Raw genomic sequence first — 20423 nt, forward strand, 5'->3', positions numbered from 1 at the left:
GGCCGTCCGGGATGACGTTGCGCAGGTCGGTCAGAGCGGTTCGGCATCCGGGCCGGCGGCCGGCCCGTTCGGGCCATCGTTCATCGGGCCGGGCGGCATGCGGTGGTGCATGGGGCCGTCCGGACCATGGCGGCCGGGGCCGGCGCGATGGGGGCCATGGTCCTTGCCGTGGCGGCCGGACGCCATGCGCGGATGCTCGACCTGCTTGAACAGGATGGCGAAGCGGCGCTGCTGCGACCCATCGAGGCTGTCATAGAGCGGGGCAGCCGCGTCGGCGACCTTCTTCATCGTCTGGCCGCGCTCGACCATGCCGTCGGCCTGCGCGCGCAGCCGCTCGATCACGTCGGGGCGCTCGCCCTTGGGCTTGTCCGCCCTCTCGGCGCGGCGCTCGGCGCGATTTTCCATCCGTTCCTTGGCGGCAGCCTGCAGCGCGCTCTCCAGCGCCGGCCACAGCTTCTCCTGATCGGCGGTCAGGCGCAGCCCGGCCTGCAGGGCGGCGATACGCGCTTCGCTCATGGCGCCGGAGAATTCGGCCATTTGCTCCACGCTCGGGCGCGGATGGTCGCCCGCACCCGGCTTCGGCGCAGCCACGCCGAAGGTCACACCAGCGAGTAGGGCAGCGGCCGTTGCAGCAATGATCGTATGTTTCATCGGGCTCATCTCCTGTGAAGGTGAGCCCGATGCTGGGTCATGACTCAGAAAGATTCAAATGAAACTTCTGTAATGAAACAGTATTACCTTCAGAAACGAAGATGAATGACCGTTCAGGTTCATGAATTTACATTAACCAGGCGAGATCATCTTCTCAGGCCGAACGATAGCGTCGAACTCTTCATCGGTAACATAGCCCCCACCGACAGCTTCCTCGCGCAACGTAGTGCCGTTCTTGTGCGCGGTCTTGGCGATCTTGGCAGCATTGTCGTAGCCGATCTTCGGCGCCAGCGCCGTCACCAGCATCAGCGAGCGCTCCAGCGCCGCCTTGATGTTGTCCTCGCGCGGCACGATGCCGACGACGCAATTGTCGGTAAAGCTGATCGCCGCATCGGCGAGCAGGCGCACCGATTGCAGGAAATTATAAGCCATCACCGGGTTGTAGACGTTCAGCTCGAAATGGCCCTGGCTGCCGGCAAAGCTCAGCGCGGCATTATTGCCGAACACCTGCACGCAGACCTGGGTAAGCGCCTCGCACTGGGTTGGGTTCACCTTGCCCGGCATGATCGAGGAACCCGGCTCGTTTTCCGGCAGCGCCAGTTCGCCGAGGCCCGAGCGCGGGCCGGAGCCGAGCAGGCGGATGTCGTTGGCGATCTTGAACAGCGACACCGCGACCGTGTTGATCGCGCCATGCGAGAACACCATGGCGTCATGCGCGGCCAGCGCTTCGAACTTGTTCGGCGCGGAGGTAAAGGGAAGGCCGGTGATGGCGGCGATCCGCTCGGCCACCTTCTCGGCAAAGCCGATCGGTGCGTTGAGCCCGGTGCCGACCGCCGTGCCGCCTTGCGCCAGTTCCATCAGCCGGGGCAGCGTCTGCTCGATGCGCTCGATGCCGACCGCGACCTGCTGGGTGTAGCCAGAAAACTCCTGACCAAGTGTCAGCGGCGTGGCGTCCTGCGTATGCGTGCGGCCGATCTTGATGATGTGCTGCCATTGCGCGGCCTTCTCGCCCAGCGCGTCGCGCAGCAGGGCAAGGGCGGGGATGAGGCGCTGGACGATTTCCTCGGCGGCGGCGACATGCATCGCCGTCGGGTAGGTGTCGTTGGACGACTGGCTCATATTGACGTGGTCGTTCGGGTGCACCGGCTTCTTGGAGCCGAGCGTGCCGCCCAGAATCTCGATCGCCCGGTTTGAGATCACCTCATTGGCGTTCATGTTCGACTGCGTGCCCGAGCCGGTCTGCCAGACCGCGAGGGGGAAATGAGCGTCGAGCTTGCCGTCGATAACTTCCTGCGCCGCCGCGACGATGGCGTCGGCGAGTGCCGCATCGAGATGGCCGAGATCGCGATTGGTCTCCGCCGCTGCCCGCTTGACGATGCCGAGCGCCCGCACCACCGGCAGCGGCTGCTTTTCCCAGCCGATCTTGAAATTACCGAGCGAGCGCTGCGCCTGGGCGCCCCAATATTTGTCGCCCTCCACCTCGATGGGCCCGAACGTGTCGGTTTCGATGCGGGTATTGCTCATCGTCAAAGCCTTTCGGAGGTCGCGTGCGTCAAGATGGCCCGATCATAGGGGGCGCCAGTGTTCGCGGCCGGTTTAGCACGCGGCGCCGGGGGACGAAATGCAGCACCGGGGCGGTGACGGTCTCCGCAAGGCTCCGGACCAGAAGATCACAAATGCGTGACAAGCACAGCTTCTGAGCCCGCCGCCGGCTGTCTTTTTCAAGCACCCCAATACCGCAGTCGCGTCTGAATCTTCCGGCAGCCCGCTACCCGCAACGCTTCACGTTCGCCCCCGCGCGCGCGCCGGCGATGACGGCCGCCGCATACCGCAAAACGGCAAATTCTTGGAAAGAGCCATTTTCGCCGATATTATGAGAGAACTAATGCAGCGCGACGCGAAGATTCTGCACCCCCTTTCACTGGAGGCTGGCGCCTGTGGGCGACATCGTAAACCTCAATCGCCATCGCAAGCGGATCGCGCGCAGCCAGGCGGAACAAAGCGCCGCGGCCCGGCGTTTGGAGTTTGGCCGTCCAAAGCGTCAGCGCGAGCTCGCGGCGGCCGAGGAACGAAAGCAGGAAAAGATGCTTGAAGGGCATAGGCGCATACGAGAGGACGAGACATGAAGAGCCCCGTGGTTAAGCGGTCGATCGTGATTGCCGGGCACAAGACCAGCGTCAGTCTGGAAGATCAGTTCTGGGACGCCCTCAAGGAGATTGCGGCCAACCGGCGCAGCACCTTGTCGGAAATCGTCGCCTCGATTGATTCCGGACGCAATCAGGGCAACCTGTCATCGGCGATCCGGCTTTATGTTCTGGCGCATTACCGTAGCCCGGCCCCCGGCCGCGAAGCCGTTGAACATGCCGAGCGCAATGGATCGCTGCGCTCTACCGTTGCGTAAACCCGCCGCAGAACCCATATCGGGAGGTGGCGGCGCGTTGTAACCTGATGCCTCGTCACCTATAACCGCCTCGTCACGTCGTTCGGACGGCGAGGCGCGGGTTTTCTTGCACGGTGGCGTCTGCCGGTTCTGCGCTTGCGAGCCCGGACAAGCCGGGCGCGCAAACGGAGTTGGCGCGGAATGTCATGGAAGAACCAGAGCGGCGGGCCATGGGGCGGTGGTCCGCGCGGCCCGTGGGGCACTGGTCCGCAATCGTCAGGACCGAACTCTCCCGATCTTGAAGATCTGATCCGTCGCGGTCAGGAGAAGTTGCGGACGGCGATACCGGGCGGTTTTGGCACCGGCAAGGGCATCGTGGTGGTGGTGGCGCTGGCCATCGTCATCTGGCTGCTCTCCGGCTTCTACCGCGTCGAGCCCGACGAACAGGGCGTGGTTCTGCGCTTCGGCAAATTTGTCGGGACGACCAATCCCGGCCTGAACTACCATCTCCCCTATCCCGTCGAGACCGTGCTGACCCCCCAGGTCACGCGCGTCAACCGCATCGACATCGGCCTGCGCACCGGCGACGATCCGCGCCGTGGAGCGGCAGTGCGCGACGTTGCGGAAGAAAGCCAGATGCTGACCGGCGACGAGAACATCGTCGACGTGGATTTCGCCGTTTTCTGGATGGTGAAGCCTGCGGCGGCCGGCTCGCTCGAAGACGTCGGCGCGGCCAACTTCCTGTTCAACGTCCAGAACCCCGAAGGCACCATCAAGGCCGTGGCGGAGAGTGCCATGCGCGAGGTGGTCGGCCGCACCAACATCCAGCCCATCCTCACCGGCGCGCGCCAGAACATCGAAACGGCGGTGCAGGAACTCATGCAGCGCACGCTGGATGGTTACCGGGCGGGCGTTCTCGTCACCCAGGTCCAGTTGCAGAAGGTGGATCCGCCCTCGCAGGTGATCGATTCCTTCCGTGACGTGCAGGCGGCGCGTGCCGACGCCGAGCGTCTCCAGAACGAGGCCCAGTCCTACGCCAACCGCGTGGTGCCGGAAGCCCGAGGCGATGCCGCGCGCATCACCCAGGGCGCCGAGGGCTACAAGGAGCGGGCGATCATCGAGGCGAGAGGCCAGGCGGCGCGCTTCCTCAGCGTTCTGGGCGAGTACCAGAAGGCGCCCGAAGTCACGCGCCAGCGCCTCTATCTCGAAACAATGGAACGCGTGTTCGGCGGAATGGACAAGGTGATCATCGATCCTGCGGCAGGCGGCTCTTCCGGCGTCGTCCCCTATCTGCCCCTCGCACCGCTCACGGGCAGCACCACCGCTCCGGCGGCCGCTCAGGGAGCCGCGAAATGAGGAACAGTCTCGGTCTCATTCTGGCGGTCCTTGTCGCCGCCGTCCTCATCGGCCTGTTCTCGGCCCTGTTCAGCGTCTACCAGACCCAGCAGGCGCTCGTTCTGCGTCTCGGCGAACCCATCCGGGTCATCGAGGAGCCGGGCCTGCACGCAAAGATCCCGCTGGTCGACAGCGTGATCCTCATCGACAACCGCATTCTCGATCTCGAAAACCCGTCTCAGGAAGTGATCGCTTCCGATCAGAAGCGCCTCGTCGTGGACGCCTTCGCCCGGTATCGCATCGTCAATCCGCTGCGCTTCTACCAGTCGGTCGGCACCATCGACGCGGCCAACTCGCGTCTCGCCACGATCCTGAACTCGTCGCTGCGCCGCGTGCTGGGCGAATCCACCTTCATCGAGGTGGTCCGCGACCAGCGCGAGGCGCTCATGGGGCGCATTCGCGACCAGGTGAACCGTGAGGCAACCGGCTTCGGCATCGACGTCATCGATGTCCGCATCCGTCGCGCGGACCTGCCGGAGGCCAACAGCCAGGCGGTGTTCCAGCGCATGCAGACCGAGCGTCAGCGCGAAGCCTCCGAGATCCGCGCGCAGGGTGCCGAAGCGGCCCAGACCATCCGCTCCCGCTCCGACCGCGACTCGACGATCATCGTCGCCGAAGCCAATGCCACCGCCGACCAACTGCGCGGCGAGGGCGAGGCCCAGCGCAACGAGATCTTCGCGCAGGCCTATAATCAGGACCGGGGCTTCTTCGACTTCTATCGGTCGATGCAGGCCTATGAAGCCTCGCTGAAGGGCTCGGACACGCGGATGCTGCTGGCGCCGGATTCGGAATTCTTCCGCTTCTTCGGCAATCCGGCGGCCCGCCCGGCCGCGGCTCCCAGCGCGGCGGCTGCGCCCGTCGCGCCGGCGGCACCGGCGGCGCCTCTCGCGCCCGCCAACTAACGCGGCGCGACGATGTACGATCTCATCGTCGCGCTCGGCCTCGTCCTGGTGATTGAGGGTCTGGTGCTCGCCGCCGCTCCGGCGGCGGTGCGCCGCTCCGCCGATGCGATCACGCAGTTGACCGATTCGCCGTTGCGGGTGGCCGGCATCGTCGGCGCCGTCCTGGGCTTGGCCATCGTTTGGCTTATCCGAGGCTAAAGAGGCGGGGCCACGCGCCCCGCCTCGCGCTCTTTTGGCTTGCATCGCATCTTGCGGCGGTTAGCGTCTGACGCAACGGCCCCTGAGTTTCGGGCCGTTCCGCCCGGATCCGCGTGGCGGCGTCAAGGAGGCTTCATGATCAACTGCCTTGAGGGCCCCGGCCTTAAGCGTTCCACCGTCGCGCTTCCTGCCCTGGAGCGGGCCCCTTCCTCCCCCCGGCCGCACCGCACCATGGGCCGCCTCGTGCGCCGCCTCGGCGCCGTGCTCATCGCCTTCAGCCTGGCCGCACCGCTGGCCGTGATGCCGCAGCCGGCCGACGCTGCCGCCGTCAAGGGCCCCGACACGGTGGCCGACACCGCCGCCCTGATCATGGACGCGGTGGTCAATATTTCGACCTCGCAGACCGTCGCCCCCTCGCGCAGCGTGCCGACGCCGGAACTCCCGCCGGGCTCGCCTTTCGAAGAGTTCTTCGAGGAGTTCTTCAAGCGCCGCCAGCAGCAGGGCGAAGACCAGGCGCCGCGCCGCGTTTCCTCGCTCGGCTCGGGTTTCGTCATCGACGCGAGCGGCTTCATCGTCACCAATAATCACGTCATCGCCGATGCCGACGAGGTCTATGCCAACTTCGCCGACGGCTCGAAGCTGAAGGCGGAGATTGTCGGTCGCGACACCAAGATCGACATTGCCCTGCTCAAGGTGACGCCCGAGCCCGATAAGCCGCTCAAGGCGGTCAAGTTCGGCAATTCCGACATTCTGCGCGTCGGCGACTGGGTGATGGCCATCGGCAACCCGTTCGGTCTCGGTGGCACGCTCACCGTGGGCGTCATCTCCGCCCGCAACCGCGACATCAATTCCGGCCCCTACGACAATTTCCTGCAAACGGACGCGGCCATCAACCGCGGCAATTCCGGCGGCCCGCTGTTCAACATGGATGGCGACGTGGTCGGCATCAACACCGCCATCATCTCGCCCTCCGGTGGCTCCATCGGCATCGGCTTCGCCGTGCCCTCCAACACCGCCATCCCGATCATCGCCCAGCTCAAGGAGTTCGGCGAGACGCGGCGCGGCTGGATCGGGGTCCGTATCCAGCAGGTCACGCCCGAAATCGCCGAGAGCCTGTCGCTCGATCGCGCGCGCGGGGCGCTGATCGGCTCGGTGAACGAGGACGGCCCGGCCGCCAAGGGCGGCCTCAAGGCCGGCGATGTGGTCACCAGTTTCGACGGCAAGGAAGTGCGCGACATGCGCGCGCTGCCGATCATCGTGGCCGACACGCCGGTCGACAAGGAAGTCGACGTCGTCGTCATCCGCAAGGGCCAGCAGGAGACGCTCAAGCTCGTCGTCGGTCGCCTCGACGAGGGCACGCCATCGCCGAGCGCCACCGAAACGCCGGAGCAGAAGCCGGACGCCCCGCCGCCGGTGACGACGCTCAAGCTGATGGGCGTCGAGATGGCGGAGATGACGCCGGAGCTGCGCACGCGCTTCAAGATCAAGGACGAGCTCAAGGGGGTGGTGGTCATGGCGGTCGAAGCCGGCTCGGTCGCCGCCGAGCGCGGCATCGCCGCGGGCAACCTCATCGTCGAGGTCAATCAGGAAGCCACCCTGACCCCCGGGGATGTCGAGAACCGCCTGGCGGCGCTCAAGAAGGAGGGTCGCCGCTCGGCTCTGCTGATGGTGGCCGATCCCGAGGGGCAAATTCGCTTCACCGCGCTGCCGATCGAGTGATCGGCGGCGTCCGGTCCGCCCGGTTGCCGGGCACCGCGCTCTGAAGTCGTCACGACCCCAGCACCCCGGAGCTCCGCTCCGGGGTTTTCGTTGTTGAGCCCGGTCGGAATGGCCGCAGAATCCCGGCGCGGCGCGCTCAGGGGCGCGGCGGGGGCATGGGCGGCAGCTGCGGCAGCCCCGTGCCGGCCTCGGCCTGCGAGGTCTTGCTCTCGGTCAGCTGCACCGTCCAGCTTTTCTGCTCATGGGTGTCGACCTCGAAGAAGCCGGTGCGGTCAAAGCCGCGTGCCAGGCAATCCTGGATGCCGCGAATGGTGAATTCCTTCTCGCGGGTGCACATGAAGGCCTTGCCGGACCATTCCCCGCCGAGATCGTAGTCGATGGCGTAGACGTAATAGAAGCGAGCCACCAGATCGCCGCGCAGCAGCGTCTCGCAGCTGTTGGCGCCGATGTTCCACCAGCCCTCGGTGGACCAGGCATTGCCGTCCTTGTAGCCGAGCGCGATACCGACCCGGCTGGGGGAGCGGTTGCACAGGCGGAAATCCGCCGCTGCGGGCTGCGGCATCAGGCACGCGAGCACCGGCACCGCCAGCACCGCCGCCATACAGGCGCGCCCCATCATGCGCAGCGCAGCCCCGCCACGGCGGGTTGCACCCGGGAGGACGGCGCGCCGGTCCTCTGTGTCACTCGTCGACGAGAACGGCTCGGAAATCATTGACGTTTGTGCAGGTCGGCCCCGGCGTAAGCAGGTCTCCGAGGGACTCGAAGAAACTGGTCGAATCGTTATCGGCGAGAAAGGCGGCAGGATCGAGACCCAGCGCCTTCGCCCGGGCCAGCGTGTCCGGCATCACATAGGCGCCGGCGGGGTCGGAAGCGTCGCCACCACCGCCATCGGTGCCATCGGTGTCGCCGGCCACCGCATAAATGCCCGCCGCGCCGTCGAGCGCGACGGCGAGCGCCAGCGCGAACTCCTGGTTCGGGCCGCCGCGCCCCTCGCCGCGCATGGTCACGGTGAGTTCGCCGCCCGAGAGCAGAACTGCCTTGCGGCCCGCCGCCTTCAGTTCCTTGGCCTTGGCCGCCTGCGCCGCCGCCACCTCGCGGGCCTCGCCTTCCAGATTGTCGCCGAGCAGCACCGGCTCGATGCCGGCCTCACGGGCGATCTTTTCCGCTGCGACGAACGAATCGGCCGGCCGCGAAATCAGAATGTACTCGGAGCCGGCAAAGGCCGGGTCGCCGGGCTTGGGCGATTCATTGGCCGGGTCGCGCAGCGCCACCGCGACGGAAGGCGGCGGGTCGATGCGGTAGCGGGCGAGCACGTCGCGCGCCTCCGCTAGCGTCGTCGGGTCCGGCACGGTCGGGCCGGAGCCGATCACCGCCGGGTCGTCGCCCGGCACGTCGGAGACGGAGAGCGTCACCACCCGCGCCGGCTGGGCCAGCGCCGCGAGCCGGCCGCCCTTTATCTGCGAGAGGTGCTTTCGCACCGTGTTGATCTCGGTGATGTTGGCACCCGAGCGCAGCAGCGCGCGGGTCAGCGCCCGCTTGTCGTCGAGTTCCACCCCCTCGGCCGGGGCGATCCAGTTGGCCGAGGCGCCGCCCGAGAGCAGCACGAGCACGAGGTCGTTGGCGGTGGCGGAAGCGGCGAGGTCGATCGCCTTCTGCGCGCCGGCAAGGCCCGCCGCGTCAGGCACGGGGTGGCCGGCCTCGACCATCTCCAGCTGGCGCGTGGGGCGGCCATAGCCGTGGCGGGCGACGCCGATGCCGACCAGCCGGGAGGGGTCGACGCCCATCTCGTCAAGATAATGCCGCTCGGCGACTTCCAGCATCGAACCGGCGGCCTTGCCGGCGGCGAGCAGGATCAGCCGGCCATGGGGGGGGGGCGGCGGCAGGGCCGGCGGCAGGCAGGTGGACGGGTGAGCAGCCGCAACGGCGGCGGTAAACAGGCGATCGAGAAAATTACGCGCCGAAACCTCAGACATTACCACCATACCCCGCCCCGAAGGAGCCCTTCCTGCCGGTCTGCTGCCCGACCATTGCTTCGTGCGCGACCCGATCAGATTGAACCAACCTGATCGGCCAGTCGCGCTCTAACTCTATGATAGAGAACGCGTTATCCGATCAACTTGCGTTGCAAGCTGATCGGCGCGTGCTCTAGTGCGCGCCGACGCGAATCCCGAGCGGCGCGACGCGAAACGGGCGTATTCCTATGGCACGGCAGGGCCTACGTCGATATCCTCTTGAACACTTCGCCTCAACGCACAGGCAATTATGCGCCGCCTTTCGACGGAAGACTCCGCCACGACCAACAGCGTCGCCGCCCCCCCGGCCCCGTTCCCCGCTTTCGAGCGCATTCCGGGAACGCTGGAGGCCGGGCTCATCCTGCTGTGCGACCATGCCTCGAATGCGCTGCCGCCGGCCTATGGCTCGCTCGGCCTGCCCAAGGCCGAGCTGGAACGCCATATCGGCTATGACATCGGCGCGGCCGGCGTCACCCGCATGCTGGCGCACCGCCTCGGTTGCCCGGCCGTGCTCTCGCGCTTCTCGCGCCTGCTGATCGACCCCAATCGCGGCGAGGACGACCCGACCCTGGTGATGCGGCTGTCGGATGGCGCGGTTATCCCGGGGAACCGCCATGTGGACGAGGCGGAAATCGAGCACCGGATCGCCCGGTTCCACCGGCCCTATCACGACGCCATCCATGCCGAGATCGAGGCGGCGCTGGCGCAGGGCGTGGTGCCGGTGCTGCTGTCGCTGCACAGCTTCACGCCGGTGTGGCGCGGGCTCGCCCGCCCCTGGCACGCCGCCGTGCTGTGGGACAGCGACCCCCGTTTCACCCGCGAACTCATCGACGCGCTGGAGGCGCCCGGCGACCTTATCGTCGGCGACAACGAGCCCTATGACGGCGCGTTGCGGGGCGACTGCCTGTTTCGCCACGCGACACTCCGGGGCCTGTCCAACACGCTGCTGGAAATCCGCCAGGACCTGATCGCCGAGGTCGAGGGCCAGCGCGGCTGGGCCGACCGCCTCGCCGGGCTGCTGCCCGACATCCTCGCCCGGCCGGAACTGCACGAAGCGCGCGCCTATGGCTCGCGCACCGGCCCGGTACCCCCCATCTGACCGGAAGACGTTTCCCGGGAGATTTCCATGACAGACCTCGACGACACGACCCGCACCGAGCTTGAGGCCGCCGCCTTCCGTCGCCTCGTCGCCCATTTGCGGGCGCGCACCGACGTGCAGAACATCGAGCTGATGAACATGGCGGGCTTCTGCCGCAACTGCCTGTCCAACTGGCTGCTGGACGCGGCAAAGGAGCGCGCCGTTCCGCTCACCAAGGATGAAAGCCGGGTCGCGGTCTACGGCATGCCCTATGACGAATGGAAGGCCCGTCACCAGAGCGAGGCCACGCCCGAGCAGAAGGCCGCCTTCCCCGGCCCGGGCGCGCACTGACGCCGCGCAGCGGCGCGGCCCGGCCACGCATTCACGCCACGCGGCTGTGCGGCTTGGGCACGCACTGAAGCGTCGCTCATGTCGATTCGCGGTGGATAGCGGGGCTAGCCGGCCCCTCGGCGCCGGGGGAGCGCGCCTTTGCCTTGACGACCCGCCCGGCTTGCGCTCCCTATCGCCGCCCGAATTGCCGTCTACACGCCGGGCCCTGCCCGATGCCCCGGAGACACCATGTCCGATATTCCCAACGACCAGCCGATGTCCGATGCCGCCGCCGGCTTCGCCAAGGAACAGCTGAAATCCTTCATCGAGCGCATCGAGCGCCTTGAGGAGGAAAAGAAGACCATTGCCGACGACATCAAGGACGTCTTCGCCGAAGCCAAGGGCACCGGCTTCGACACCAAGGCGCTGCGGGAGATTTTGAAGATCCGCAAGCAGGACGCCGACCAGCGCGCCGAGCACGAGGCGATCGTCGATCTCTACATGCAGGCGCTGGGCATGCTCAGCCCGAGCTGACGCCGGGCCTAAGCCCAATCACAGAACCGAACAGACCGACCGGGCGGCCAGTGGCCGCCCGCGCCGTTTCCCGGTCATGACAGAGGGCTCAGAGCGGCTTCTTCAGCGGGGCGGCGCCGGTCATCATCGCCACCACGGGCACGGCCACCACCGCCTCGCCGGAGAATTGCGTGGTGGTCAGGCCCTTGGCCCCGTCGCGACTGAACTGCGCGGCGACGATGCGGCGCGGCGGCGCCACGAAGGCGGCGAAGCGGCGCAGCTCCGGCAGGTGCATGGAGACCTTGCCGGCAACGCTGGGGCCGCTGAACAGGCGGCGGATTTCCGCGACCATGGCCTGCGAATAGGGCTGCGGCTTGCGCGTCTGCGCGGCCGTGGTCGCGCCCTCTGCGGGACGGGCGGCGCGGGCGGTGGCCACCTCGGGTGCCGGCGCACGGCCGGGCTGGAGGCGCGGCGCCGCGAAAACGCTGCCGGAGGCGTCGGCATAGGCGAGTGCCGGGCCTTCGCCGCTGGTGCCGCGCACGATCACCTCGGGCAACCCGCCGGTCTCGCTGGGGCGCGTCTGCGACAGCGGCGTGCCGGTGATGGCACTGGCGATCTGCCGGCTGGTCGCGGCTTCGGGCGTACCCGGCAGCGGGATGGCGGCGGCGAGCGCGGCGAGGTCGGCCCTGTCGCTGGCCGGCACAGTCGATTCAACCGGCACGGTCGATGCGACCGGACGGGGCGCCGGCGCAGCGGACGCCACCGCCCCGCGCGGCAGAGGATTGGGCCGGGGCAGCGGAACTGGCCCGAGCGAGGCCACCTCGAACCGGGCCATCGGCGCAGGAGCCGCCGAGACGGCTGGGGCCGAGAGGACGGGAGGAGCCGAAACGACGGCGGAAGCTGCGGCGACGGCCTGGGCAGCCGGCAGCGCCGGGCGTGGCATGGGGGTGGGTACGGCAGCGGCCAGCGCGATTTCCGCGGGCACGGCAGCGGGCGTGGGCACAGGCGCCGCAGCTGCCACCCGGGCCGGCGCTTCGGTCGCGGCAGTGGCCGGCGCGGTCTCTTCGTCGTCGTCGCCGTCCTTGCCGAACAGGCTGGCGAAGATGTTCTTGGGCGGTGCGCCGTTCGCCGCCACCCGGCGCTTGGGATCATTGCCGCCGGGAAGGCCGGCAAAGGCCGCGCCGGCACCGCCGGGCTCGCTGCCGCGCGATTCGACCTGGGCCAGAGCCGTGGCGTAACCGGACATCGGCTTGCCGTCGGCCGGCACGTGCACGGTCTTGCCATCCGGGAAGACCCGGGCGAGTTCGGGCCGGCTCATGCGCGGCCAGTGGCGCACGCCGCCTGTATCCATGTGCACGAAGGGCGAGCCGGAGGTCGGATAGAAGCCGACGCCCCCGCGCTGCAGCCGCAGCCCTGCCTCGCGGACCTTCGCCAGCGAGACGCCGGGAATGTAGAAGTCCATCGCCTTGCCCTGCGTGTGCAGGCTGGTCTGGGCGACGCCGCGCGAGCGCGAGCGCAGCATCGCGTTGGTCGCCGGCGAGCGATAGCCGCCGATCACCTGGATCGGCTGCGTCGCGTCAACCTCGCGATAGACCTCCCAGACGATGTCGAACAGCCGGGGGTCCATCTTGATCGATTCCTTGCGCCGCCAATCCTGCATGAGGACATCGAGCTGCTTCAGCGCCGCCGCGTCGTAGCGGCCATTGCGCTTGAAGGTGACGGTGGCGGTGGCACCGGAATGAACATGATGGAAGGTCAGCGTGCGCGTGTCGCCATTGGCCACCGCGTCCTGCAGCAGATCGGCGCCGCACAGCGTGGCCACCGCAGCGATGGCGGCAACCTTGGCGAATTTCGACGAGCGGAGGGCTTGGGTGATGCGCAAGGACGGGGACCCGATATCAACGTTTCCTGAGACGATACGGGCAGGAGCACCCGGACCGCGCTTGGTGAACATAGTCTTGTCGGGTTTGGTTAAGAGGTCATTACGACCCCGCCCCCACACCTATTGCCTCCCGGACTAGGAACCGACTGTGGCAAAAGAGTGCCGCGCGGTCAAATTCGCGAGGGATTACCACGCTCGGGCCCAGTTTATGCTCGATCGTGGCCAACCTGCCACAGGGCGATGGTGCGGAGCTGCCTTTTCGCCGCTCAGCGGCGGACCGTGTCCGCCTTGCGGTCGGCAAACTGGCGCGCACCGCCAATGCCGAGCGCCGATTTGGTGGCGGCGTTGGTCCCATAGAGGTCCTCACGCGTCACCAATTGCCCGTTTCCATCCACGAAGCTGGTGAAATAGACGAGATGGACCGGATATTTATTTTTCAGCGGCAGTGATTTTTCCTTGCCGCCGAGCAGACGCGACAGCCGCTGCTGGCTCCAGCCCTCGCCCGGCCGGCCGAGCGCGAACAGAGCCTCGGCGAACTCCATCGGCTCGTGCACGCGCACGCAGCCATGGCTGAAAGCGCGGCGGTCGCGGGAGAACAACGCCCGGCTGGGCGTGTCGTGCAGATAGACCGCGTGCTTGTTGGGGAACATGAACTTCATGCGCCCCAGCGCATTGCGCTCGCCCGGCTCCTGCCGGAACGAATAGCCCTGGGTGCCCGCGCGGCGCCAGTCCACCGTGCCGGGGTCGATCACGCGGCCATTGCGCACCACGTCGATGCCCTGGCGCACCAGCGCATAAGGGTCCGCCCGCAGCTTGGGCAGCATCTCGTTGCGGATGATGCTCGGCGGCACATGCCAGGATGGGTTGAACACCGCGTTTTGCATGCTCTCGCTGAGGATCGGCGTCTGCGTTTCCGGCTTGCCCACCACCACGCGGGTCTCGTGCACCGGGCTGCCGTCCACGACGATGCGGACCATGAATTCTGGGATGTTCACCATCACATAGGCCGGGGCGACCTCATGGGGCAGCCAGCGCCAGCGCTCCATGTTGGCGATGATGTCGGGAACGGGATCGGCGCCGGCATCGTTCAGTGCCGCCAGCGTGTTGCGCCCGACAATGCCGTCGACCTTCTGGCCGGCAAGGGCCTGAAAGGCGCGCACCGCCTCCACCAGCGCGCCTTCGTAGAATTCGTCGCCCTCTTGCGCGCCGGCGTCGAGGCCGACGCCGAGACGGGCGCGCAGCAGTGGCACGCGCGGGTCGCTCTCGCCCGGCCGCAGGGAAGGCCCCGGCGGGATGGGGGCATGCGACACCACCTGCCCCTGCGCCTGCAGCTGTGCCAACTGGTCCTTCAGCAGCCGATACTGGTCATATTGCGGGGCGAAGCTGGCGAGAGCCGCCCGTGCGTCCTGGGGATCGCGCGCATCGGCGACACGCGCGAGCACCGCCGCCGAATCCGGCACGGTCGGGCTGGGGTCGACATCCTTGGAGAGCGTCTTGGGGTCGAACCGGCCGCTCTGCACGTGGCGGGCATAGAGCAACGTCGCCGCGGCAACACGCATCTCGGTCTCGGCGCGCTGCGCCGCGTCGGCATCCGCCGGCAGGGGCGGCACGGCGTAGTCGGCCGGATCGAGCCCCTCAGCACCGGCCCCGGCGAAGGTATCGAGCGCCACCTGCCCAAGCGGGGCGAGCCCGCTCTCCCCGGTAAAGGCGGGCTGGAAGTTACGCGCGGTGTAATAGGCGGCCAGCGCCTCCCGGTCGGTCGGGCGCGAGGCGAAGCGCGCCAGCCCGCTCTCGACGATCGCGGCGAGATGTGTCGAAAACGGCGTCACAGCAGGTGCGGCGGGCTCAGCCGTCGCCGGTGAAGGTGCAGAAGATGCAGGTGGTGCGGCTCCGGTCGGGGTGCCGGACGTGCCCTCGCCAAGGCCGGGCGCACCATCGCCCACCATCGGCGCGGAGGGCAGGGTCGTCGCAGGGGCCAGCGCCGCCACAGGAGCCGGCGCTGTCGATTCGACGGGAAGCGGGGCGTCCGGGCCGTGCAGCGCCAGCGCGGCGCTGTGTGCCGGGCTGGGACGGCGCGGATCGAGCGCATCGAAAGGCTGGCTATCATCGGCGATCGCCGGCAAGGCCGCCGCCGCCTGGCCGGGGCGCAGCATCCCCGCCGCGTCGGCATCGAAAGCCGGCAGGCTGTCGCCCGTGCCATGGCCGGCGCGGTCAATGGCGATGGCGCTGCCATAGAACTCCTGCGCCTGCACGCTCAGGCCGGGTCCCCCGGCCGCCGCAAGCGCCAGCCCTGTCGCCACCGCGAGCATGCTCCGCGAGGCCGCCCGATGTCGCATGGCGCTCTTTTTCTCGACCGTACCCGTAACGCCGCGACCGGACATCGACTTCTCCGCTTGTTCCCGCCCCGGACAGACCGGCCTCGCCTGTCCCGGCAGGGATTCGGCGACGATCTGACCACAGCCCACAGACGGTTCAACTCACGAACACGGCAGGTGGATCCTCCGGGAATCTCTCGGCGGCCACTTTGCCGGCGCTTGGTAAAGGCGGTGTTAAGCATAATGCCGCCGAGGCCGAAGGCGCGCCGGCGCGTTCCGCCCGGCCCGGCTGTCATCTTCCCTTGCCCCCGGGGCGGCGATTCCTATAATCCCCGCCTTTCCCCAAAAGGTGCGGATAGACAGAATGAGCGACCTGACGGCCGGGATGGCCGCCGACCCCAAGCCCGTCGCCATCATCATGGGCAGCCAGTCCGACTGGGAAACCATGCGCCATGCCGCCGACGTGCTGGAAGCGCTCGGCATTGCCCATGACTGCCGCATCGTCTCGGCCCACCGCACGCCGGACCGCATGGTCGCCTTTGCCAAGGGCGCGCGCGCGGCCGGCACCAAAGTCATCATCGCCGGCGCCGGCGGCGCGGCGCATCTGCCCGGCATGGTCGCCTCGCTCACCCCGCTTCCGGTGTTCGGCGTGCCGGTCGAATCGAAGGCGCTGTCCGGCCTCGACAGCCTGTATTCCATCGTCCAAATGCCGGCCGGCATCCCGGTGGGCACGCTTGCCATCGGCAAGGCCGGGGCGACCAATGCCGCCCTGCTGGCTGCCGCCGTGCTGGCGCTCTCCGACGAAGCGCTGGCCACAAGGCTGGACGCCTGGCGCGCGGCGCGCACCGCCGCCGTGACGGAGCGGCCGGAATGAACGCCTCCCCGAAAATTCTCGCCCCCGGCGACACGATCGGCATTCTCGGCGGCGGGCAGCTTGCCCGCATGATCGCCCTCGCCGCCGCCCCGCTCGGGCTGAAGACGCATGTCTATGCGCCCGAGGAAGGCAGCCCTGCCTTCGACGTCGCCACCGCCCACACACAGGCGACCTATGACGACCTCGGCGCGCTGGAGCGCTTCGCCCGGAGCGTCGATGTCGTCACCTATGAATTCGAGAACGTGCCGGTCTACACCGCCGAATTCCTCGCCCGCCACGTGCCGGTGCATCCCGGTGCGCACCCTCTCGGCATCACCCAGGACCGGCTCGACGAGAAGACCTTCGTCTCCCGCCTCGGCATCGAGACCGCCCCCTTTGCCGCCGTGCATGACGAGGCGGAGCTGGAGGCGGCGCTTGATGAGATCGGCCGTCCGGCGGTGCTGAAGACCCGCCGCTTCGGTTATGACGGCAAGGGGCAGGTCATCATCCGCGAGGGCGACGACGCGGCGGCCGCCTTCAAGGCCATCGGCCGGCACCCCTCGATCCTGGAGGGCTTCGTGCCGTTCGAGCGCGAGGTTTCGGTCGTGGCCGCCCGCACCGAGGATGGCCGCTTCAAGGCCTATGAGGTGACGGAGAACGAGCACCGCCACCACATTCTCTACCGCTCGACCGTGCCGGCCGATGTCACGCCGGTGGTCGACGCCGTCGCCCGCGAGATTGCCCGCCGCATCGGCGAGGCGCTCGGCTATGTCGGTGTGTTCGCGGTGGAAATGTTTCTCGTGGTGGTGGACGGCACTCAGGGGGTGATCGTCAACGAGATCGCCCCGCGCGTGCACAATTCCGGGCACTGGACGCTGGACGGGGCCGTCACCAGCCAGTTCGAGCAGCATGTGCGCGCCATCGCCGGCTGGCCGCTCGGCGCGGTGGAGCGTCTCGGCCATGTCGAGATGACCAATCTCATCGGCGATGAGGCCGATGACTGGCAGGCCCTGCTGGAAGAACCCGGCGCGCATCTGCACCTGTATGGCAAGGCCGAAGCCCGCCCCGGCCGCAAGATGGGCCATGTGACGCGTATCTTCGAGGAGTGAGGACCACACGCCGTCACGCCCCCGTCGGGGTGCGGGGGGCGGTCGATGCCTCGGGCAGCCGCGCGTCCGCCTCGGGCGACATCACGCCAACGTGCGCGTCGCCGTTGAAATTCTGCCGCCGCTGCGGACGTATAGGCGGGGAACTGCCCTGTCATCGACCCCAGCGGACCGCCCATGCCCTTCCTGCGCGAGAATTCCGGCAAGCTCAGTCCCGAGAAAATCGGTGCGCTGCTCGTCGTCATCCTGCCCCTCGGCCTGCTGCTGGCCCAGGCGCTCGGCGGCGGCTTCGCCGCGCCGGACGCCCCCGGCCTTGGCAGTCCTGGCCTTGGAGGACCGGGGTTGGGAGGACCGGGGTTGGGCGCGCCCGGCCTCAGTGGCCCGGCGCCCGGCGGGGCTCTGGGAGGCGAGGCGGCGCTGGGGGCACGCCCGCTCATCCAGATCATCCATTTCGTCGGCGACTGGGCGGTCCGGCTGCTTTTGCTCTCGCTGGCGGTAACGCCGGCGCGCCGGCTGTTCAATTGGCCCAAGCTGCTGCTCACCCGCCGCACCCTTGGCCTCGGGGCCGCACTGCTCATCGCCATCCACTTCGTCGCCTATCTCGTCGACACCGGCAATATCGCCACCGCCGCGACCGAGATCGTGCTGCGCATCTACCTCACCATTGGCTTCGTCGCGCTGCTCGTCTTCGCCGCGCTGTCCGCCACCTCGTGGGACGGGGCGATCCGGCGGCTGGGCGCGGAGCGCTGGAACCAGCTGCACCTTCTCGTCTATCCCGCCACCGCGCTCGCCCTGTTGCATTTTTTCATGCAGCAGAAACTCGACGTCACCCAGCCGGTGCTGATGACCGGCCTGTTCGTCTGGCTGATGGGCTGGCGGGTGATGCAGCGATATGGGCGCGGCACCGGCTTCCTTAACCTGATCGGCCTCGCCGCCGTTTCCGGCGTACTCACCGCGCTGATCGAGGCCGGCTGGTACGCGGCCGCCACCGGCATCGACCCGGCGCGGGTGCTGGGAGCGAACCTCTCCTTCGCCTACGCCATCAGCCCAAGCTGGTGGGTGGCCGGCGCCGGCCTGGGCGTCGCGGTGCTCAGCGAGGCCGTTCTGCGCCTGCGCCCTCTCCCCGTCCGCCGCACCGCCCGCGCCTGACGCGCCTCAGTTCACCGCCTCCGCCAGAAAGCCAGCGGCGTCCTCCTTCGGCAGCGCCGTCCAGCCGGCGAGCTGGTGCCGGAACCAGGTGTCCTGCCGCTTGGCGTAGTGCCGCGTGTCGAGGATCGCGCCTTCGATGGCGTCGTCCAGCGGGATTTCCCCGGCGAGATGGCGCGCGAACCACGGCATGCCGTGCGCCTTCAGCAGAGTGCGGTCGGCCGGCAGCTCGCGCGCCAGCAGCGCCCGCGCCTCCTCCAGCGCCCCCTCGCCCATCATGGCGTGGAAGCGCTCGGCGATGCGTGCGCGCAGGGCGGTGCGGTCGGTGGCGAGGAAAAGCCGCACGCTCGTCTCAGGTGCCAGCACGGGCGCTTCCGGCGGCGTCTCCTGCCAGCGCGCCAGCGGCCGGCCCGTCGCCTCGAACACTTCCAGCGCCCGCATCAGCCTTTGCGTATCGGAGGGCCGCAGCCGCGCCGCCGTCTCCGGGTCCACCTCGCCCAGCCGCGCATGCAGCGCCGGCGCGTCGAGGCCGAGCCCGCGCACCCGCTCGCGTATGTCGGCCGGAATGGCCGGGATCGGCGAGAGCCCCTGCGTGAGTGCCTTGAAATACAGCCCGGTGCCGCCGGTGAAGATCGGCAGCCGCCCCTCCCGTTCGGCCTCGGCCAGCGCCGCGCGGGCGTCCTCCAGCCAGTGCGCGACGGAATAGTCCTCGCCCCCGTCGACATGGCCGTAGAGGCGGTGCGGCGCGCGCGCCTCTTCCTCGCGCGTCGGCCGTGCCGAGAGCACGCGCAGGTCGCGATAGACCTGCATCGAATCGGCGTTGATCACCACGCCGCCGGTCCGCTCCGCCAGTGCGAGCGCCAGCGCCGACTTGCCGCTCGCAGTCGGTCCTGCAATAAGCACGGCGCGCGGGCGCGCAGCTCTCGCGGTCACGTCCGCCTCGCTCTTCCGGGTTTCCATCCTGCCTTTTTGCCCGACGCCGGCCCGGCGGCAAGGTCCCAGTCGCAGCCATGACGCATTCCCCCTCCCCTGCCCCGCTTTCCCACGTCGTCGTTCTCGTCTCCCATCCCGCCGCCCCGGCGGTGGACGAGGCGCTCCTTGCCCGTGCCCGCGCCGCCCTGCCCGCGCCCGGCGCGACGCGCGTGCTCAATCCCGGCATCGCCGCCGAGATCGCCCATGCCGGCGCGGCCGACATCGAGGCGTTGCGCGCGGCGCTGGACGGTGCCCCGGTCGATGCGGCGCTGCTGCCCGCGCAGGGGCGGCGCAAGAAGCTGTTTCTGGCCGACATGGACTCCACCATGATCGGGCAGGAGTGCATCGACGAACTGGCCGATTATGCCGGCATGAAAGCGCATGTCGCCGCCATCACCGAGCGCGCCATGCGCGGCGAGATCGCCTTCGAGCCGGCGCTGCGCGAGCGCGTGGCGCTGCTGAAGGGGTTGCCGCTCGCCGTCGTCGACACGGTGATCGCTGAGCGCATCCGCCTCACCCCGGGCGGCACCGCGCTGGTGCGCACCATGAAGGCGAACGACGCCCACACGCTGCTGGTCTCGGGCGGCTTCACCCTGTTCACGCAGCGCGTGGCGGCGATGATCGGCTTCGACGCCCACCGCGCCAATGTGCTGATCGCCGATGGCGAGAGCTTCGCCGGCCTAGTCGAGGAGCCCATTCTCGGCCGCGAGGCCAAGCTCGCCGCGCTGGTCGAGCTGCGCACCCGCCTCGGCCTCGCTCACGCCGACACGCTGGCGGTCGGCGATGGCGCCAATGATCTTGCCATGATCGGCGAGGCCGGCCTCGGCGTCGCCTACCACGCCAAGCCGGCCGTGGCGGCGGCGGCACAGGTGCGGATCGACCATGGCGACCTCACCGCCCTGCTCTACCTGCAGGGCTATGCCGCCGAAGACTTCGTCGAGACTGACGTCGTCGACGCCTGAGCCGGGCGC

Annotated in this window: 20 protein-coding genes; 13 read left to right on the forward strand and 7 right to left on the reverse strand. The window is 68.7% G+C overall.

Annotated elements, in window-relative coordinates; all coding sequences use genetic code 11:
- Nucleotides 1-30: 30 nt before the first annotated feature.
- Both EV667_RS19555 and fumC read right to left on the reverse strand, forming a co-directional pair.
- Nucleotides 31-651, reverse strand: coding sequence for a Spy/CpxP family protein refolding chaperone (locus tag EV667_RS19555; protein ID WP_131837040.1), 621 nt, complete (start codon nt 649-651; stop codon nt 31-33).
- 132 nt (nt 652-783) lie between these two features.
- Entirely contained in the window at nt 784-2175 is a 1392-nt protein-coding gene (gene fumC, locus EV667_RS19560; protein WP_131837041.1) for a class II fumarate hydratase, read from the reverse strand.
- A gap of 413 nt (nt 2176-2588) precedes the next feature.
- Between fumC and EV667_RS19565 the strand changes: the two genes are divergently transcribed.
- The 6 genes from EV667_RS19565 to EV667_RS19590 all read left to right on the forward strand — a co-directional run bounded on the left by EV667_RS19565 (nt 2589) and on the right by EV667_RS19590 (nt 7245).
- The gene (locus EV667_RS19565; RefSeq protein ID WP_131837042.1) at nt 2589-2777 is read left to right on the forward strand and encodes a DUF4169 family protein; all 189 of its coding nucleotides are present in this window, start codon (nt 2589-2591) and stop codon (nt 2775-2777) included.
- Nucleotides 2774-3052, forward strand: a complete 279-nt coding sequence (locus tag EV667_RS19570; RefSeq protein ID WP_131837043.1) for a ribbon-helix-helix domain-containing protein — start codon at nt 2774-2776, stop codon at nt 3050-3052. The genes EV667_RS19565 and EV667_RS19570 overlap by 4 nt, the downstream gene beginning before the upstream one ends.
- A gap of 180 nt (nt 3053-3232) precedes the next feature.
- Nucleotides 3233-4387, forward strand: coding sequence for an FtsH protease activity modulator HflK (gene hflK / locus EV667_RS19575; RefSeq protein WP_131837044.1), 1155 nt, complete (start codon nt 3233-3235; stop codon nt 4385-4387).
- Nucleotides 4384-5328 (forward strand): protease modulator HflC, encoded by a 945-nt coding sequence (hflC, locus tag EV667_RS19580; RefSeq protein ID WP_131837045.1) that lies wholly within the window; start codon nt 4384-4386, stop codon nt 5326-5328. The genes hflK and hflC overlap by 4 nt, the downstream gene beginning before the upstream one ends.
- 12 nt (nt 5329-5340) lie before the next feature.
- Nucleotides 5341-5526, forward strand: coding sequence for a DUF2065 domain-containing protein (locus tag EV667_RS19585; RefSeq protein WP_131837046.1), 186 nt, complete (start codon nt 5341-5343; stop codon nt 5524-5526).
- A gap of 231 nt (nt 5527-5757) precedes the next feature.
- Entirely contained in the window at nt 5758-7245 is a 1488-nt protein-coding gene (locus tag EV667_RS19590; protein ID WP_131837094.1) for a Do family serine endopeptidase, read from the forward strand.
- Between the two features lie 136 nt (nt 7246-7381).
- On the opposite strand, the gene EV667_RS19595 is transcribed toward EV667_RS19590, so the two are convergent.
- Both EV667_RS19595 and EV667_RS19600 read right to left on the reverse strand, forming a co-directional pair.
- Complete coding sequence (locus EV667_RS19595) at nt 7382-7864, reverse strand: DUF1036 domain-containing protein (RefSeq protein WP_425359044.1); 483 nt, start codon at nt 7862-7864, stop codon at nt 7382-7384.
- 61 nt (nt 7865-7925) lie between these two features.
- Nucleotides 7926-9218, reverse strand: a complete 1293-nt coding sequence (locus EV667_RS19600; RefSeq protein ID WP_131837048.1) for a glycerate kinase type-2 family protein — start codon at nt 9216-9218, stop codon at nt 7926-7928.
- Nucleotides 9219-9507: 289 nt separating this feature from the next.
- On the opposite strand from EV667_RS19600, the gene EV667_RS19605 reads away from it, so the two are divergent.
- The 3 genes from EV667_RS19605 (at nt 9508) to EV667_RS19615 (ending at nt 11199) form a co-directional block, all read left to right on the forward strand.
- Nucleotides 9508-10356 carry an N-formylglutamate amidohydrolase gene (locus EV667_RS19605; protein ID WP_131837049.1) on the forward strand — a complete coding sequence of 283 codons (849 nt, stop codon included), beginning with the start codon at nt 9508-9510 and terminating at the stop codon, nt 10354-10356.
- A gap of 27 nt (nt 10357-10383) precedes the next feature.
- Nucleotides 10384-10686, forward strand: coding sequence for a DUF1244 domain-containing protein (locus EV667_RS19610; protein WP_131837050.1), 303 nt, complete (start codon nt 10384-10386; stop codon nt 10684-10686).
- Between the two features lie 228 nt (nt 10687-10914).
- Nucleotides 10915-11199: a DUF2312 domain-containing protein gene (locus EV667_RS19615; protein ID WP_126280082.1), complete on the forward strand. Its 285-nt coding sequence runs from the start codon at nt 10915-10917 to the stop codon at nt 11197-11199.
- An 88-nt stretch (nt 11200-11287) separates the two neighbouring features.
- On the opposite strand, the gene mepK is transcribed toward EV667_RS19615, so the two are convergent.
- Nucleotides 11288-13060 (reverse strand): peptidoglycan L,D-endopeptidase MepK, encoded by a 1773-nt coding sequence (gene mepK, locus EV667_RS19620; protein ID WP_131837051.1) that lies wholly within the window; start codon nt 13058-13060, stop codon nt 11288-11290.
- 266 nt (nt 13061-13326) lie between these two features.
- Nucleotides 13327-15396, reverse strand: a complete 2070-nt coding sequence (locus tag EV667_RS19625) for a L,D-transpeptidase family protein (RefSeq protein ID WP_245516275.1) — start codon at nt 15394-15396, stop codon at nt 13327-13329.
- Nucleotides 15397-15739: 343 nt separating this feature from the next.
- Here EV667_RS19625 and purE point away from each other — a divergent pair, with 343 nt between their 5' ends.
- From purE to EV667_RS19640, 3 genes are all read left to right on the forward strand, one after another.
- Nucleotides 15740-16249 (forward strand): 5-(carboxyamino)imidazole ribonucleotide mutase, encoded by a 510-nt coding sequence (gene purE, locus EV667_RS19630; RefSeq protein WP_131837052.1) that lies wholly within the window; start codon nt 15740-15742, stop codon nt 16247-16249.
- Nucleotides 16246-17337 carry a 5-(carboxyamino)imidazole ribonucleotide synthase gene (locus EV667_RS19635; protein ID WP_131837053.1) on the forward strand — a complete coding sequence of 364 codons (1092 nt, stop codon included), beginning with the start codon at nt 16246-16248 and terminating at the stop codon, nt 17335-17337. Before purE ends, EV667_RS19635 begins: the two co-directional genes overlap by 4 nt.
- A gap of 174 nt (nt 17338-17511) precedes the next feature.
- Nucleotides 17512-18483: a protein-methionine-sulfoxide reductase heme-binding subunit MsrQ gene (locus EV667_RS19640; RefSeq protein WP_131837054.1), complete on the forward strand. Its 972-nt coding sequence runs from the start codon at nt 17512-17514 to the stop codon at nt 18481-18483.
- 6 nt (nt 18484-18489) lie between these two features.
- Here the strand turns inward: EV667_RS19640 and miaA are convergent, their stop codons facing one another.
- Nucleotides 18490-19440: a tRNA (adenosine(37)-N6)-dimethylallyltransferase MiaA gene (gene miaA / locus EV667_RS19645; RefSeq protein ID WP_131837055.1), complete on the reverse strand. Its 951-nt coding sequence runs from the start codon at nt 19438-19440 to the stop codon at nt 18490-18492.
- A gap of 50 nt (nt 19441-19490) precedes the next feature.
- Between miaA and serB the strand changes: the two genes are divergently transcribed.
- Complete coding sequence (gene serB, locus EV667_RS19650; RefSeq protein ID WP_131837056.1) at nt 19491-20414, forward strand: phosphoserine phosphatase SerB; 924 nt, start codon at nt 19491-19493, stop codon at nt 20412-20414.
- Nucleotides 20415-20423: the final 9 nt, after the last annotated feature.

Source organism: Ancylobacter aquaticus (assembly GCF_004339465.1).
Classification (GTDB): Bacteria; Pseudomonadota; Alphaproteobacteria; order Rhizobiales; family Xanthobacteraceae; genus Ancylobacter; species Ancylobacter aquaticus.